This is a genomic window from Stenotrophomonas sp. GSD10, assembly GCF_056172695.1.
The window spans coordinates 3,652,992-3,667,443 of the sequence record NZ_JAOCMC010000002.1; the positions used below are offsets into that span (position 1 = coordinate 3,652,992).

The 14,452-nt window shown below is 63.4% G+C and carries 15 protein-coding genes and 1 pseudogene; 7 read left to right on the forward strand and 9 right to left on the reverse strand.

The window, feature by feature from the left end:
* Nucleotides 1-86 precede the first annotated feature (86 nt).
* Nucleotides 87-3,281, forward strand: a complete 3,195-nt coding sequence (locus N4G47_RS17050; protein ID WP_475288976.1) for an autotransporter domain-containing protein — start codon at nt 87-89, stop codon at nt 3,279-3,281.
* A gap of 68 nt (nt 3,282-3,349) precedes the next feature.
* On the opposite strand, the gene N4G47_RS17055 is transcribed toward N4G47_RS17050, so the two are convergent.
* Together N4G47_RS17055 and N4G47_RS17060 are read right to left on the reverse strand one after the other, a co-directional pair.
* Nucleotides 3,350-3,802 carry a PA2169 family four-helix-bundle protein gene (locus tag N4G47_RS17055; RefSeq protein WP_107231909.1) on the reverse strand — a complete coding sequence of 151 codons (453 nt, stop codon included), beginning with the start codon at nt 3,800-3,802 and terminating at the stop codon, nt 3,350-3,352.
* Between the two features lie 409 nt (nt 3,803-4,211).
* On the reverse strand, nt 4,212-4,628 hold the full coding sequence (locus N4G47_RS17060) for a hypothetical protein (RefSeq protein WP_475288979.1): 417 nt from the start codon (nt 4,626-4,628) through the stop codon (nt 4,212-4,214).
* Between the two features lie 145 nt (nt 4,629-4,773).
* On the opposite strand from N4G47_RS17060, the pseudogene N4G47_RS17065 reads away from it, so the two are divergent.
* Nucleotides 4,774-5,414, forward strand: a pseudogene (locus N4G47_RS17065) (glutathione S-transferase family protein).
* 71 nt (nt 5,415-5,485) lie between these two features.
* A complete protein-coding gene (locus tag N4G47_RS17070) occupies nt 5,486-5,878 on the forward strand; it encodes a DoxX family protein (protein WP_475288981.1) in 393 nt (130 codons plus the stop codon).
* 24 nt (nt 5,879-5,902) lie between these two features.
* On the opposite strand, the gene N4G47_RS17075 is transcribed toward N4G47_RS17070, so the two are convergent.
* From N4G47_RS17075 to N4G47_RS17095, 5 genes are all read right to left on the reverse strand, one after another.
* Nucleotides 5,903-6,592 (reverse strand): hypothetical protein, encoded by a 690-nt coding sequence (locus N4G47_RS17075; RefSeq protein WP_475289966.1) that lies wholly within the window; start codon nt 6,590-6,592, stop codon nt 5,903-5,905.
* Nucleotides 6,589-7,014, reverse strand: coding sequence for a hypothetical protein (locus N4G47_RS17080; protein WP_475288983.1), 426 nt, complete (start codon nt 7,012-7,014; stop codon nt 6,589-6,591). Before N4G47_RS17080 ends, N4G47_RS17075 begins: the two co-directional genes overlap by 4 nt.
* A 58-nt stretch (nt 7,015-7,072) precedes the next feature.
* Nucleotides 7,073-8,059, reverse strand: coding sequence for a glycoside hydrolase family 43 protein (locus N4G47_RS17085; protein WP_475288985.1), 987 nt, complete (start codon nt 8,057-8,059; stop codon nt 7,073-7,075).
* Nucleotides 8,060-8,162: 103 nt separating this feature from the next.
* Nucleotides 8,163-8,582 (reverse strand): H-NS histone family protein, encoded by a 420-nt coding sequence (locus N4G47_RS17090; RefSeq protein ID WP_475288987.1) that lies wholly within the window; start codon nt 8,580-8,582, stop codon nt 8,163-8,165.
* A gap of 73 nt (nt 8,583-8,655) precedes the next feature.
* Nucleotides 8,656-9,105, reverse strand: a complete 450-nt coding sequence (locus tag N4G47_RS17095; protein ID WP_475288989.1) for an N-acetyltransferase family protein — start codon at nt 9,103-9,105, stop codon at nt 8,656-8,658.
* 331 nt (nt 9,106-9,436) lie between these two features.
* Between N4G47_RS17095 and N4G47_RS17100 the strand changes: the two genes are divergently transcribed.
* From N4G47_RS17100 to N4G47_RS17110, 3 genes are all read left to right on the forward strand, one after another.
* Nucleotides 9,437-10,090 (forward strand): NYN domain-containing protein, encoded by a 654-nt coding sequence (locus N4G47_RS17100; RefSeq protein WP_475288992.1) that lies wholly within the window; start codon nt 9,437-9,439, stop codon nt 10,088-10,090.
* A gap of 260 nt (nt 10,091-10,350) precedes the next feature.
* On the forward strand, nt 10,351-10,710 hold the full coding sequence (locus N4G47_RS17105; RefSeq protein ID WP_475288995.1) for a hypothetical protein: 360 nt from the start codon (nt 10,351-10,353) through the stop codon (nt 10,708-10,710).
* Nucleotides 10,711-10,730: 20 nt separating this feature from the next.
* Complete coding sequence (locus N4G47_RS17110) at nt 10,731-11,021, forward strand: helix-turn-helix domain-containing protein (protein WP_475289967.1); 291 nt, start codon at nt 10,731-10,733, stop codon at nt 11,019-11,021.
* Between the two features lie 82 nt (nt 11,022-11,103).
* Here N4G47_RS17110 and N4G47_RS17115 read toward each other — a convergent pair whose 3' ends face one another.
* A complete protein-coding gene (locus N4G47_RS17115; RefSeq protein WP_475288997.1) occupies nt 11,104-12,123 on the reverse strand; it encodes a hypothetical protein in 1,020 nt (339 codons plus the stop codon).
* A gap of 620 nt (nt 12,124-12,743) precedes the next feature.
* Entirely contained in the window at nt 12,744-13,358 is a 615-nt protein-coding gene (locus N4G47_RS17120) for a hypothetical protein (RefSeq protein ID WP_475288999.1), read from the reverse strand.
* 63 nt (nt 13,359-13,421) lie between these two features.
* On the opposite strand from N4G47_RS17120, the gene N4G47_RS17125 reads away from it, so the two are divergent.
* Nucleotides 13,422-13,688 carry a hypothetical protein gene (locus N4G47_RS17125; protein ID WP_475289001.1) on the forward strand — a complete coding sequence of 89 codons (267 nt, stop codon included), beginning with the start codon at nt 13,422-13,424 and terminating at the stop codon, nt 13,686-13,688.
* Nucleotides 13,689-14,452 lie beyond the last annotated feature (764 nt).

Consider the following 14,452-nt stretch of genomic DNA (forward strand, 5'->3'; position numbering starts at 1 on the left):
AGTTCGCTGCTGCTGGCTACCGCGCTGCCCGCCCTGGCCAGCGAATCACTTGATGCCTGGCAGCAGCAGCGCCAGCTGCAGGCTGCGTGGGCGCAGCCCGCCACGGGCACAGCACCCGCAGCGACGGCCGCTGCCCCTGCGGCCACTCCCCCGCCATTCTCGGCAACCCGGGTGACCCGGCCAGCTGGCGCAGCGACGAATTCAACGCCGATTGGGGCCTGGCTGCGATGGGAGCCGACCACGCCTACGCACGCGGCCTGACCGGCAAGGGCGTGCGCCTGGCGCTGTTCGACTCCGGTTCGGCACTGGCCCATCCCGAATTCTCCGGCCGCAACACTTCCAGCATCACCATCGGCGCGGACTGCGCCACGCCAGGCGTGGTCGCCGGTGCCGATGCTTGCGGGCAGACCCGTGGCGAACAGCCCGGCTACAACTACTACGGTCTCGGCGCCGGCGTTCCGGCAGCACTCGCCGCACGCCTGATCGCCGCCGGCCAGCCCTACGGCTTCAGCTATGCCGACCACGGCACGCATGTGCTGGGTACCATCGGTGCCAACCGCGATGGCACGGGTATGCATGGCGTGGCCTTTGGTTCAGACCTTACCGCCGCCCGCGTGTTTGGCGACACCTACTACGAGTGGCGCCTGGATCCGGACAACTACTACCGTCCGCGTGCGGTCTATCGAACGGATCCGGACGACGCCGCAACGCTGGACATGTATGCGCAGATCCAGGCGCAGGGCGTGCGCGCCATCAACCACAGCTGGGGCATCTCCACGCGCAACATGACCGCCGCCGCGCTGGACCAGCAGTACGCCAACATCGGTGCCGACTACGGCGTGTACGGCAGCATCTACGCCAGCAATGGCGATACCCCCGGCTCCACGCTCATCCAGGTGTGGTCGGCTGGCAACGGCAGTGGCGCCGTCGCCGGAATCACGGCCGCCATGCCGCGCTGGAAGCCCGAACTGGAACCGTACTGGCTGGCAGTGGCCAACGTCCGCCGGCCCAATGCCGCTGCGGGCGAAACCGACTACGTGATCGATGGCAGTTCCAGCATCTGCGGCGTTGCCGCCAACTGGTGCATCTCGGCACCCGGTACCGACATCCTGAGCACCATCGTGTCCGGTGATATCCAGGGCCGCGTCGAGAACACTTCGGCCTACGTCCGCCTGATCATCGACAGCGAGAACACCCAGTACGTCTATGGCACCAAGACGGGCACGTCGATGGCGGCGCCACACATCACCGGCGCGCTCGGCCTGCTGATGGAGCGCTTCCCGTATCTGGACAACGCCCAGGTGCGCGACGTGCTGCTGACCACCGCGCGCGACCTGGGTGCAGCAGGCATCGATCCAATCTACGGCTGGGGCATGGTCGATCTGAAGAAGGCCATCGAAGGCTACGGCTCGCTGCGCGTGGACACCAACGTGGTGATGAACCAGAAGGCCGGTGGCCTGAAGGTCTGGGAAGGCGACGCCTGGGACAACTGGACCAATGACATCGGCGGCCCCGGCAAGCTGACCAAGTCCGGCATCGGCTGGCTGCGCCTGAGCGGCAACAACAGCTTCAACGGCGCAGTGCTGCGCGACGGCACGCTGGAATTGAATGGCACCAACACGCTGACGTCAGCGGTCGAGGTGCAGGGTGGCCAGTTCCTGCTCAACGGCAGCCTGGTCTCCACCGCACTGAACACCAGCGGGGGCGTCAGCACGGTCAGCAGCAGTGGCCTGCTGAAGAACAGCAACCTGACCGTCAACGGCGGCGTGGTGTCGTTCAACGGCACCCAGACCGGCGGCACCACCACGGTCGGCGCCAACGGCCTGCTGAAGGGCATCGGTACGCTGGGTACCACCCGCGTGGACGGCATCATCGCACCGGGCAACTCGATCGGCACACTCACCATCAACGGCAACTACGTGCAGGGCGCCACCGGCGTGTATGCCGCGGAACTGGCTCCGGGTGGCCGCAGCGACCAGCTGCACGTCACCGGCACCGCCACGCTCGGCGGCACTCTGGTCGCACTGCCGGAACCGGGCGTGTACTACCTCGGCGAACAGTTCAACTTCCTGCGCGCCGACGGCGGCGTCAGCGGCCAGTTCGCCAAGACCGACTTCAGCGCGTTCTCGCCGTTCCTGCAGTTCAGCCTGGCCTACGGCACCAATGGTGCGCGTATCGACGTTGCCCGCGGCGCCTCGCTGACCACCGCCGCTGCCACCCCCAACCAGCGCGCCGTGGCGGGTGCCGCTGACCTGCTGCCGATCAACCAGGGCCTGCCCAAGCCGCTCACCCAGCTGTTCCCGCAGCAGGTCGGCGGCGTGCTTGACGGCCTCAGTGGCGAGCTGCATCCGGCCACGGCGCTGGCCCTGGTCGAGGGCAGCCGCTATGTGCGCGACGCTGCGCTGTCACGCCGTGCCGGCGCCGCTGCGCCCGGCGCAGAGACCGGCGATGCGACCGGTGCCTGGGTCCAGGCGATCGGTGGCAACGGCAAGCTGGACGGTGATTTCAACACCGCCCGTACCGAAGCCAACAGCAACGGCCTGCTGGTCGGCATCGACCGCGAGGTCTCCGGCTGGCAGCTGGGTGTGCTGGCCGGTACCGGCCGCACCGACGTGAAGCAGCAGGACCGTCGCGCCAAGTCGAAGATCGACAACACGCATTTCGGTGCCTACGCCAGCCACAGCTGGGGTGGCTTCGGCCTGCGCGGCGGTGTGGCATGGAGCCAGCACGAAGTGAAGAGCACGCGTGAGGTCGGCTTTGCCGGCTTCAGCGACAGCCTGAGCGCACGCTACGACGCCCGCACCCGCCAGGCCTTCATCGAGGCCGGGTACCGCTTTGGCGGGCCGGAAGCCGGGCTGGAGCCATACCTGCAGGTGGCGCGCGTTGAAGTGGACCTCAAGCGCATCAACGAACGCGGCGGTGCGGCGGCACTACGTGGCGAGGTGGATGACACCGGCACCACCATCGCCACCGCCGGCGTGCGCTTCGACAAGGGCCTGAAGGCGTCGTTCCAGCAGGAAAGCTGGCTGCACCTGCGCGGCGGCGTCGGCTATCGCCGTGCCTCGGGTGACCGCAGCCAGGTCGCCAACCTGGCCTTCGCTGACGGCGCGACCACCTTTGCGGTGAACGGTGCACCGATTGCCGACAGCGCGGTGGTGGCCGAGATCGGCCTGGCGGCCTGGTTGAGCCCGCGCCAGCAGCTGGAACTGGGCTACAGCGGCCAGTTCGGCAGTGAAAGCCGCGACCATGGTGCCAATGCACGCTGGTCGATCCGCTTCTGACACAACCTGCCCTTGACGGGTTGGGGCGGCCTTACGGCCGCCCCTTTTTTACATCCTGCGCCCGATGATCAGGCCGCCTTCATCGCGTGCTTGCGCGCGCGCATCACGTTGTGGCACTCCTGCACGTCCGGCAGCAGCTGGGTGACTTCCTGGCGCACCGCCGGCGGCAGATCGTTCTCCTTCAGCACATCCTTGAATGCGCCGAGCAGACGGTCCTCGGATTCTTCCAGTTCGGCCACATAGCCGTAGTTGGTGTCGCCGAACGCAGCGCGCACCTTGCCGTAGAACTGCTGCATCGAACCGACCAGGGTGCCGTGCTCGGCCGGCTTGCCACCGCTGGCGGCCACCGAGCCACTCAGCGCGGCGACAATCCTGCCCTTGACGCCGGCGATGCGGACGAACAGCGCCGACAGTTCGGCATCCTTCACCTTGGTGGCCGCTTCCTCGTAGAACGACTTGCCGTCGCGGGCAATTTCAATCAGGTCGTTGAGGCGATGTTCGATGGTGGACTGGGTGCTCATGGCGTTGCTCCTGTCTTCGGATCGGGGGAGAAAAGCAGCGTTGACCGCGCTGCCTGTGGGACCACTGTGGACACGTTGGTGTGGTTCGCGGGTGAGCAGCGATTGATGCCTGCCTCACTTCACCCAACCCGCACTGACTGCTTCACGCCACAGCCGCGTGCGGCTCACATCAAACCGACCTCACGTAGTCACCAGGGTACGAAGAGGATGATCAGCACGATCACCAGCACGGCAGCGAGTGCTCCCATCAGCACATTTCTCTGGCGCCAGCTGGGCTTCGGTGTTCCGGGGGTATTCATCGTTGTGGTCCTGCGTCGGGGTGGCGTTGAGCTGCCAGCCTGGACCGCAAACAATTGCCTGCACGTGCACGAGGCGTGCATCGCCTGTGCAGAGGCTGGGCGCTGCGCTGTCAGGCGGCGGACAACAGATCCACGACCAGGTCCGGCAGCAGCAGCGCGGCCGCGACACTGGCCAACAGGATCAGCAGCACCCGCAGTGTCAGCGGGCGCCGCCGTGGCGTGTCCAGATACAGGCGCAGGTCGCGAAGCTCATCGCGCAGCAAGCGTTGCGTGCGTTCATCGCGCGCGGCCGATTGGCGCAGTTCATGCTCCAGCGTGTGCGCCCGCTCCATCAGCACTCGCGTAGGCGTGGCCCGCAGGATCCGGGACCTGACTTCCACCAGCCGAATCGCCTGTGGCATCAGTGCCGCGACCAGCTCATCGGGCTCGCACTGCGACGCCAGTCGCTGGGCATGCTCGGCCAGCTCGGTTTCCAACGCGTCACGCTGTTGCTGCAATCGGGCAAGGGAACGGGCGCGCTGCCACATGGGGCCGTATCGGCTGGACGGAATTGCTGCAGTGTAGCCGTCGCCTGCACAGCGGTGGCGCGATGCTGGTAACCACGGTCGATTTTCGGCCCGCTCATTCGTCGAACCAGCAAGAGCGGGCCCTTCCGCCTGCAGGAGCACAGCGATGTCCCCCACCCTCACCGCCTTTGCCACCTCCCCGACCGCGGCCAGGGCCTGGCCCGTGACATGCGCGTGCGCTGGGCGCTGGAGGAACTGGGCATTGCCTACCACGTGCAACTGCTCAGCTTTGCGCAGATGAAGCAGCCCGCCCATCTGGCCCGCAATCCGTTCGGCCAGATTCCCACCTGGCAGGAGGGCGAGCGGGTGCTGTTCGAGTCCGGCGCGATCGTCCTGCACCTGGCCGAGCAGCATCCCGGCCTGCTTCCCGCCGATCCGGACGCCCGCCTGCGCGCGATCATGTGGCTGTTCGCCGCCTTGAACACCGTGGAGCCGCCGATCGTCGAGCGCTCGATGGCCTGGGTGCTGGAGCGTGAGCAGCCCTGGTATGCGCAGCGCTTGCCGATGCTTGATGAGCGGGTGCGCACGCGGCTGTCGCAGCTGTCGGCAGGGCTGGGCGCTGCCCACTGGCTTGATGGCGGGTTCAGCGCAGGCGACCTGATGATGGTCTCGGTGCTGCTGCGGCTGAAAAGCAGCGGCATCGTCGATGAGTACCCTGTGCTGGCCGCGTACGTGGCGCGTGCAACGCAGCGCCCCGCCTACCAGCGTGCGTTCGCCGCGCAGCTGGCGGTGTTCCAGAATGCGTAGCGCCACCTACACACAGGCTTCACCGCCGGTGGGCTCCGATCGCGTTCGTCGGCCATCCGCAAGGACCTCCCGTGAGCCACTCATCGCACTCGCTTGCCTACCTGCTTGCCCGCCTGCTGCTGATGGCACTGTTCCTGGTCTCCGGGCTGGGCAAGCTCGGCAATCTGGCCGGCACCCAGGGCTACATGGAAACCATGGGCGTGCCTGGCATCCTGCTGTGGCCGACCATCATCTTCGAGATCGGCAGCGGCCTGTGCATCCTGTTCGGCTTCCAGACCCGGCTGGTCGCCATCGTGCTGGCCGGCTTCAGCCTGGTCACCGCGTTCGTCTTCCACCACAACGTGGGCGATGCGACCCAGCAGATCATGTTCCTGAAGAACCTGGGCCTGGCCGGTGGCTTCCTGTTGCTGGCGTGCACCGGCGCCGGGCGCTACAGCATCGACGGGCGCGGCCGGCGCAGCTAGGCGCCAACCGGCCCTGCCACCGTATCAGCGGCGCAGCTCTGCCTCCGGTGCCAAGGTGTGGATCACCTTGCCCTGCGCATCAAGGAATTCGATCGCGCCATAGCCTTCGGCGGTGACCGTCAGGCGCAGGCGGGTGCGGTCGGCCTTGTCGTTCAGCGCAATGGCCGGCGTGCCATCGGCGCCGACCACCAGGCCGATGCGGGTCGGTGCCTGCACGCCGGGAATCAGCTTGTTGTCGAGCGCCGGCTCGCGGATCTGCTTCGGCGCCTGGTTGATCGAAAAGCTCACCTGCCCGTCGGGCGACACCCGCCACCCGATCGCATCCATGGCCGGATGATCCAGCGCCAGCACCGCCATGCCACCGTCGACATCGGCGGTGCCGAAGCCGCCGCGCTCGCTGCCCTTGTCGTCGTACAGCACCATGCCGGCCACGTTGAAGGCGCGCTTGTACTGGATACCGTCGATGATCGGCGCCGGTGTCTTGCCGGACAACGTCATGCGGATCACGCCCTGCTCGTCGACGATATCGATGCGGCGCGCGGTGATGCGTTCGCTGTCCGGCGTTTCCACGCGTGTCTGCGGCGCCTTGTCCACGATCAGGCGCTGCAGCGTTTCCACCGATGGGCGCCTGGGCGAAGCAGGGTCGTCGGACGCAGCGACCGCAGCGCCGGGAAGAAGGAAGAGCACCAGCAACAGGCAGGGACTGCGCATCAGCGGATCTCCATCCGGGAATGCAGCGGGCGTCGGCAAGCCGCCTGCACCAGCATCAGCTGCGCCACCAGGATCAGCATCGCGCAGCCGGACAGCAGCCATGGGTCGATGTACCACTGCGCATTGAGGCTGAATTCTCCGGCAGAAATGCGCTTCCAGCCGTTGAAGTGCTGCATCGCTGCCACCACGAAGGCGAAACCGCCGCACGTGTAGGCAAGCCACGGCACCACGATGCGGCCAGGCCGCGCGAACAGCAGCAGCACGCCCAGCACGCCGATGACCGTGCGCTGCACGCGGCAGTACGGGCAGACATAGGCCAGCCCGCTCCATTCCACCGACCACGCCAGTACGCTGATCAGCACACCCACCGCGCCCGCGATGTACAAGGCCCTGGGTGTGATCGTCATGTTGCCGTTGTCTGCCATGCGCTGACTCCCTTCGGTGAGGACCCGCGCAGGGTAGCGCGGTTGGCCCCGTTCCGGCTCAGCGCAGCGGATCGGCCGGTACACCCTCGTGGGTGATCTTCACCGGCAGGATATGCCCCTGCGCATCGAACTGCAGGCGTTCGATGGCGGTCTGCCGATGGTCGCGCGCGCGGTCTCCCAGCGGCCGGCGATGGTAGACGATGTACCAGCGGTCGCTGCCCGGCACCTGGATCACCGAGTTGTGGCCGGCACTGGTGGCGATGGCAGAGTCCTGCTGCAACACCTTGCCGATGCGCTTGAAGGGCCCGGTGGGTGCATCGGCGATGGCGTAGGCCACCGAGTAATCCGGCCCACCCCAACCGCCTTCGGACCACATGAAGTAGTAGTGCCCACCGCGCTTGAACATCAGCGGGCCCTCGACGTACTCCGGTGCCGGCGTGATCTCCTTGAACAACGTGCCATCGGCCAGCGGCAGCACACCGCTGAAATCGTCCTTCAGGCGCACGATGTTGGCGTGCTTCCAGCCGCCGTAGATCATGTACCAGGCGCCGTCGTCATCGCGGAAGACAAACTGGTCGATGGGCTGTGCGCCGTTGTGGAACGCGCCCACCAGCGGCTTGCCGAGCAGGTCCTTGTACGGCCCTTGCGGGTGATCGGCCACGGCCACGCCGATGCCGCCGAGCTCGCCATCATTCTGGATATCGTTGGCGGCGAAGAAGAAGTAGTACTTCCCCTTGTTCTCCACCACCGAAGGCGCCCACATCGCGCGCCTGGCCCACGGTACCGCCCCGGCGTTCAGTACGTCAGCATGCTTGGTCCAGTGCAGCAGATCGGGCGAAGAAAACGCATCGAAGGTGGTCTGCGCGTCGTAGTCCGCCGAAGTGGTCGGGAATATCCAATAGCGGTTTCCGAATACCGCTGCTTCCGGGTCGGCATACCAGCCCTGCAGAATTGGATTACCCGAGGTGACTGCCGGCGCGGCCTGCGCTCCCGTTGCCTCTGCCGCCGCCATGCAGGCGACCATCATCCACGTACCCAACGCCATGCCGTGCGCTCCCGTGCTGGATCGATGGGCGCATCTTAGATCGATTCAGGTGCGGGTGCGAACGCAGTCGGCCCCACGTCGCATGCGGAGCGGAATGCAGGCTTCAGGCTTTCTTGATGACGGTGCGCTTGCCGATGGTGCTGGTCTTGCCTGCCGTCGGCCTGGCCAGACCGGGAATCAGGAAATCGGTGACCTTGTGGCCCTTGGACACCTTGGCCGCCAACCAGCGCGGCATGCGCCCGCGGCCGCTCCAGGTCAGACGCTTGTATTCCGGATCGCGGTACTTGGGGGCGACTTTGCCGGATTTACGACGGGCGGGTCTGCGCGCGGGTGCGGCGTCTTCGGCAGCCTCATCGCCGAAGAGTTCTTCGATGGTGTAACCGGCTTCGGCTGCGGCGGCCTTCAACAGGCGGCGCACCGCTGCGGCCGGGCGACGGGTGGTGATCAGGGCCTTGCGCTGTTCGGCGGCCGCCACCAAGGCGCCCAGCTCGCGCAGGCTGAGCGATTCGATATCGATAGTCATGGTGGGCAAGGTCCATGTTGGCGGGCGGACTGTCAAGCTGGCTTTGCCGCAGAGGCCCGGCGCCCAGCGTTCTTTACGGGTGAATCGCGTAGACGAAGAATGCATCGTCGCGCTGCCAACCCAGGCCTTCATAGAGCCGCTGGGCAGGTAGATTGCTGCGGCCGGTCTGCAGTTCCAACCGGCCGGCACCCCGCCGACGTGCCTCGTCTGTCGCTGCAATCATCAGGGCGCGGGCCAGGCCCTGGCGGCGCGCCGATTTCGCGATGTACAGGTCATAAAGAATGAAACTGCGCTGTGCACTTACGGAATCGAACAGTGGGTACAGCTGGGTAAAGCCGACGATTCCGTGGTCTTCGGTATCGATTACAAGCAGCAGTGAATCGCCGCTCTGCAACCGCTCGCGCATGAAGGTGGTTGCCAGTTCAAGATCGGCAGGCTGTTCGTAGAACTGCCGGTACTCGTTGAAGAGTGCAGCCACCTGCGGAAGGTCGGAAAGCGAGGCGATGCGGATGGTAGGTGCCATGGCGAGCCTCCGTGCAGAGGCCTGAGCGTGGCGCTGCAGGTGTGAGCGTGGCGTTGAAGGCTGGCGGCGGTGGCGGCGCTGGTGGCCCACCAGCAACCGAAAAGATTACATAACTAATTGATTTATATGATTTAAATCAAGAGACTTCTTTGATGCAACTCACCATTCGCCTCACTTCCCCGAGGCCTGCCGCCCCGCATCTGGCAGACACTTACCCTATAGTTGACCGGCGCTACCGGAGTTGGCACAATTCCAGTCACACCGCCGGGCGCTTCGGCGCGCGGTCGCAGGGCTCCCTAGTGGAGCCCTTGCCTTTTCTGGGGGAGATGGCTTGCGAACCTACGTGTATGTCGACGGCTTCAACCTCTACAACTCTGGTCTGAAGCAGGACCGCTCACTGCGCTGGCTCGATATCCAGGCAATGTGCCGAGGCGCACTTCGGGCAGAAAATGATGTGATTGGGGTGCGCTACTTCACTGCGCGAATTAGCGCGGAAGACAACGACCCAGATGGGCCGACGCGCCAAGACGCGTATTTGAGAGCCCTCGAGGCTCATACGCAGAACCTCTCGGTGCACTTTGGTCAATTCAGATCAGAGCGCCGCCGCAGGCCAATTGCAGGCTGGGTGGCTGGCTCTGTCGGCCCTAGGACGGTTGAGGTGATTGAACGTAGCGAGAAGGGCTCAGACGTCAATCTAGCTGTTCACCTCGTCAACGATGCGTGGGCCGACCTCTATGATTGCGCTGTCGTTGTCTCGAATGATTCAGACTTAGCTGAAGCGTTGCGCATTGTCCGTTCTAGAGGCAAAGGTGTCGGCATCTTAACGACAAAGAATCGACCGACAGGGGCGCTCTTGGCCCACGCCCACTTCCATCGCCGCATCACCAACACACACTTCACCCACTCCAGGCTGCCCGATCCAGTGGTCGATCCGGAAGGCCGGCAGATCAGTTGCCCTGTTGCTTGGCAATGGCCCCAAGAGTAAAGCCCCGAAACTGGCGTGGTCTTTGGCAGTTGCTGCCGGTCAGCCAAATGACACGGTTAGACGCTCGAAGCGATAGGTTGGTAGTTCAAATACACGATAGGCGCCTAGTCAGTAGGGAGCCGGCATTGCGCCGGCATGGGGAGAGGCTGACGCCCCTCCCTATCGTGGTGTGGGTCTGAAATAAGGTTGGTTGATCTACGGGGTTCAGACCTAGCTCGTACTGTGGCAGGGTGCAGGTAGGCACGCAGGATCAGATCCAGATGGACACCTCTGAACCCGATATCTCCCTGCAGGACGAGATCAAAGCCCTGCGTCAGCAATTGGCGATCCTTCGTTTCGACATCCGTGGAAAAGACTGGCTCACCGTTGACGAGGCAGCCCATTACTGCGGCGTGTCGTCCCGTCAGTTTCGAAGGAACGCCCCTGATCTCGGCCTTGTGCCTAGAAACTTCATGGGCAAGCAGCTCTATGAGAAGAATGAGCTGTACAGAGCAATCGAAAACTCCGACAACTGGAAATCCCGCGCGACAACGGGCGCCACCTTAGTCCCTACCTCACCACAGATGGAGGAAGCGCTGGCCCGACTGCGGCGCTATGACCAGCGCAGAGGAAAACGCTAGTGGACCTGCCTGTCCGGCTGATGACACTGGCAGAGGCGGCAGACCTAAGCTCCTGCTCGCCTAAGACCATTCGCAGAGCCATTGCTGCAGGCCAACTCACTGCTGTCCGGCTAGGAGCTAGTGCCAAGTCGGATCGGATTCATCCCGCAGACTTGGAAGATTGGTGGAGACGGTCGAGGCAGGTTGCAGCAATGCTGCCTGGAGCACCAAGAATTCCCCAAGCAGCCCTTTCCCCCGGCTCGGCCGAGCAGAGGATCGCAGAACTGTTAGCGCCGACCAAGAGGAGAACCAGGGGAGACGGTCACCACTGATCTCAACACCTCTCGCGTCAACGCGCCCTCAGGAACTGCAGGACGGATGGCTACAGCCACGCATACACTATCTTCAAAAAATTCAGCTCAACGCGGTGGAGTCAATGATATCGCGAAGGGTGAATTTAACCTCATACCTTGATGCAGAGAGCTGGCGAGTAACCCTCTCAACTACGATTGCATAAGAACCTCCTTGACCAACCGTCACGGCATCGCGAGCGCTAATGACTCGAGCATCTACTGTTCCTTCCAGAACCGCGTCCCGCACCTCGTCATAGAACTCGAACTCCGCATCCGATTCACTAAAGGCCAAGAAGAATCCAGAAGCGGCCTCCATCACTGATGTCCTAGTTTCCTCAAACCTTCCCGCCTGCAATACGCGAGTTGCTATTGACGGGCTCAGGTAAGCGCCACCAGATCGGCTCTCATTAAGCAGCTCGATACCTGACTTCTGCACAAGCTTCAGAAGCTCAATCAAACGAGCATTTGCACGCGGCCCTACTGAGAGCAGCAGATTCAACGTATCCAGAACTTCGGGGGTGTCGGAAGCACTGAGCATGATGGAAAACAGGTCAGACACGCTTTCATGCAGCGATTGGTCACCAGCCTGCATTTCAATTCGTAAAGAGCCAGGCATCGCCCGTGAAAAGTGCAATGTGGCGCGCTCCTCCAACGTATTGCTCCAACGCCCTCGATTGGTGACTGAGTCACCTTCTATAGATTGAGCCAGAGTCGTCCACAGCCGCTGGAATGTACTCAGAACGCCGGACATTAATCTGAAACTGAGAGGCTCGTGACTACTTGCTCTCCCCAAGGTAAGCCTAGGCGAAGCTACTGGAGGGTACATCTCGGATAGCAACGCTCTCGCGCCTCTGGGCAATTTACTCCCAGGATCAGGGAGGATGTCTGCGGAGAGCTGGTCTACCGTTACCTCCCAAACACCCTTCACCACAAAGCTGTCATCCAGATCTAGGACTGAGATCCCGTCCTTCACCATCGCCGAGTAAGTTGAGCAGTGGCCGCCGGCCAGCGCCAACAGCTCTACCGTCGATACCGGCGAAAACAGCCATCTGATTGCCACACTGTCTTCGTCGGCTGCCACTCCCAAGCACTCTTGCCCATTAATTCTCGACAAGAGAATCTGAGGCCCTTCGTATTCTGCAAGCACCGATACAACCTCGAATCGAATGCTCGGGGGTAGGGAACCTTGTCCGAGTGTCCAATTGCGGTTCATGGGTGAGCCCCAAATAGCTGATGTGCGGTAGGAAGGATTCCCGCAAACAGCCACAGAGAATGATGCCCCGCAACTCCCGTCTGCTTAATCACCCCATGGGTGTGATCTAGCGTCGCAACAGCGATCAGGTGAGCTTTCAACCGGGGAACAGACGCCCGAAGGTCCTCCAAGTAATCAGGGGTGCGCGAACAAGACAACGCCGCGCGCAGGCACGGGTCCTTTCGTGGGAAAGTGCCTTGCTCCATCGCGCACTTCATGTCTTCGGCCGTGGCGGGAATCGCTCCGACGAGACGAAAGACCTCCCCGTCTGGCGGTATGGCATCTGAAGGCGGACACTGATATGGCACGTGGCTAGGCCATTGGCTAATGGGCAGTCCTTCCGTAGACATACGTTCCTTTGGAGTTCGATCTCGCGCGGAGCTTGAGCCTGAACGGCCGCAATTGCAACTTTGGGGGATTGGCCATAGATGCCCGGCCTGCCGGTTCCATCAGATAGACCCTAGGTCCTTCACCACCGCTTGCCCCTTCTGCAAAAACCCAGCCAGCACACTCCCGCCGGCCACCTTCCGGCCCATCTGTTCATTGAGATAGTTGGCCTGCAGCCGTGCGTGGGCCACCAGATCGACCTGAGCCATGCTCGGCGTCACAGCCTGCAGCGGTTCGCCTGGCGCCGCCAGCTGGCCCCCGATGGGCTGGACCACGCAGGGACGCTGACTGTCGCTCTTGGCATACGCCGTCGCCATCATCCGGCCGTTCTTCGGCGACCAGCCACCCAGCATCAACTCGGTTCCCAGCTGCTCACGTGGCAGGCCGGCCTCGGCTGCTGCCTTCTCGTAGTTCGGCCATAGTTGGTCCACCACCAACCCCAGCTCAGCTGAAAGCTGCTCCATCGTGAAGTCCGCACGGAAACTGGCTTGCAGCGCCAGCTCATAGATGTGCAGGAAGAACTGGGTAGAACCGCGCGTTGCCAGCACCAAGTTGTGCTGAGGGATCAGCAAGAGCTTCGCCCCGACGGAATGAGCCCCGGTTAGGGCATCCTCGGCCAGGGTATCCACCGCAACGACGAGATGGTCACGAGTGAGGAGGACGTTGAGGATGCTCATTGGACAGGTCGGTTGGCCTGCGCCGACTATCTACGCTGCTCAGCCATCTGTCTAGAGACGCGAATGTCAGAAGCAATCACCGAAATACTGCAACGCCTTGAAACCTGCGAGACGTCCTTGGAGGCCCATCGCGGCTACCTGAAGGCGTTCGAGTACGGACTTCGTGCAGCGGTAATCACCCATCCCAGACCGGAAGAGCTTTGCCGTGTCTGGACGCAGTTGCTTCCAGGGATTGCAGAGAAGCACGCCAGAGATGGTGGTGCCATCTACATGGCGGCCCTGCAGCAAGCGCTCGCGCTGCTCACAGATCAGATCGGGGCGCCGACCTAGGTCCGCCGCCTGCCCACATGCCCACATGCCCAGCGCGTGTCGCTCCCTCATCGCCTACATAACACCTTTGGCCCTATTGGCAAGGGGAGTAGTCAGTGCGAACGCGTCGGAATCGCCATGCGAACGCATTGCCCAAGCATGGCGAACGCGTTGGATGTCGGTCGAGCGGCTAACCGAGGCGGTAGCTCGATCCATCAGTCGCCTTCCGCTTTCAGCGGCGCGAGTGACGTCACCGTTACGTCACGGTCTGCAAGGGCTTGAGGACCGCTCCCCAACGGTAGCACCTGCGCAACCTGACTTAAGGCCTGCCGTGCCGACGAGCTCGCTGACCGTATCGGTTAGTCTCTCGCCACTTCAACACCTCCCCGGCTACCCACGTGGCCGGGCGCATGGTCAGGCGTACCGGGAAGTCTGGGCGACACGCCACCGTCTCCAAGACGGATCGAGGCGTCAGTCCCAGGAGTTCCCCGACAGCAGCTGCGTTTATCGCTCTGAGCTCAAACGGCACCGGGCTATTGTTCTCTTTCATGACCGCGCCCTACGTTGAGGTGGCGCCTCTCAGGCTAGCTCAGGACGTTGCCCATTTCGCCCACCGGAGGAATAGGACTCGAACACCCTTGTGCTGCATCGATCTCGAAGCCTTTGGCGTAATTGTAGGTGTCAGATTCTTCTGCGCCAGATGCAGGCGCGTAATGTAGTGACGGACTGGGTTCACTAGCCTGGACGAGCTTTCCACCTTCACAGCCTGAAGCATCACGGCGTGA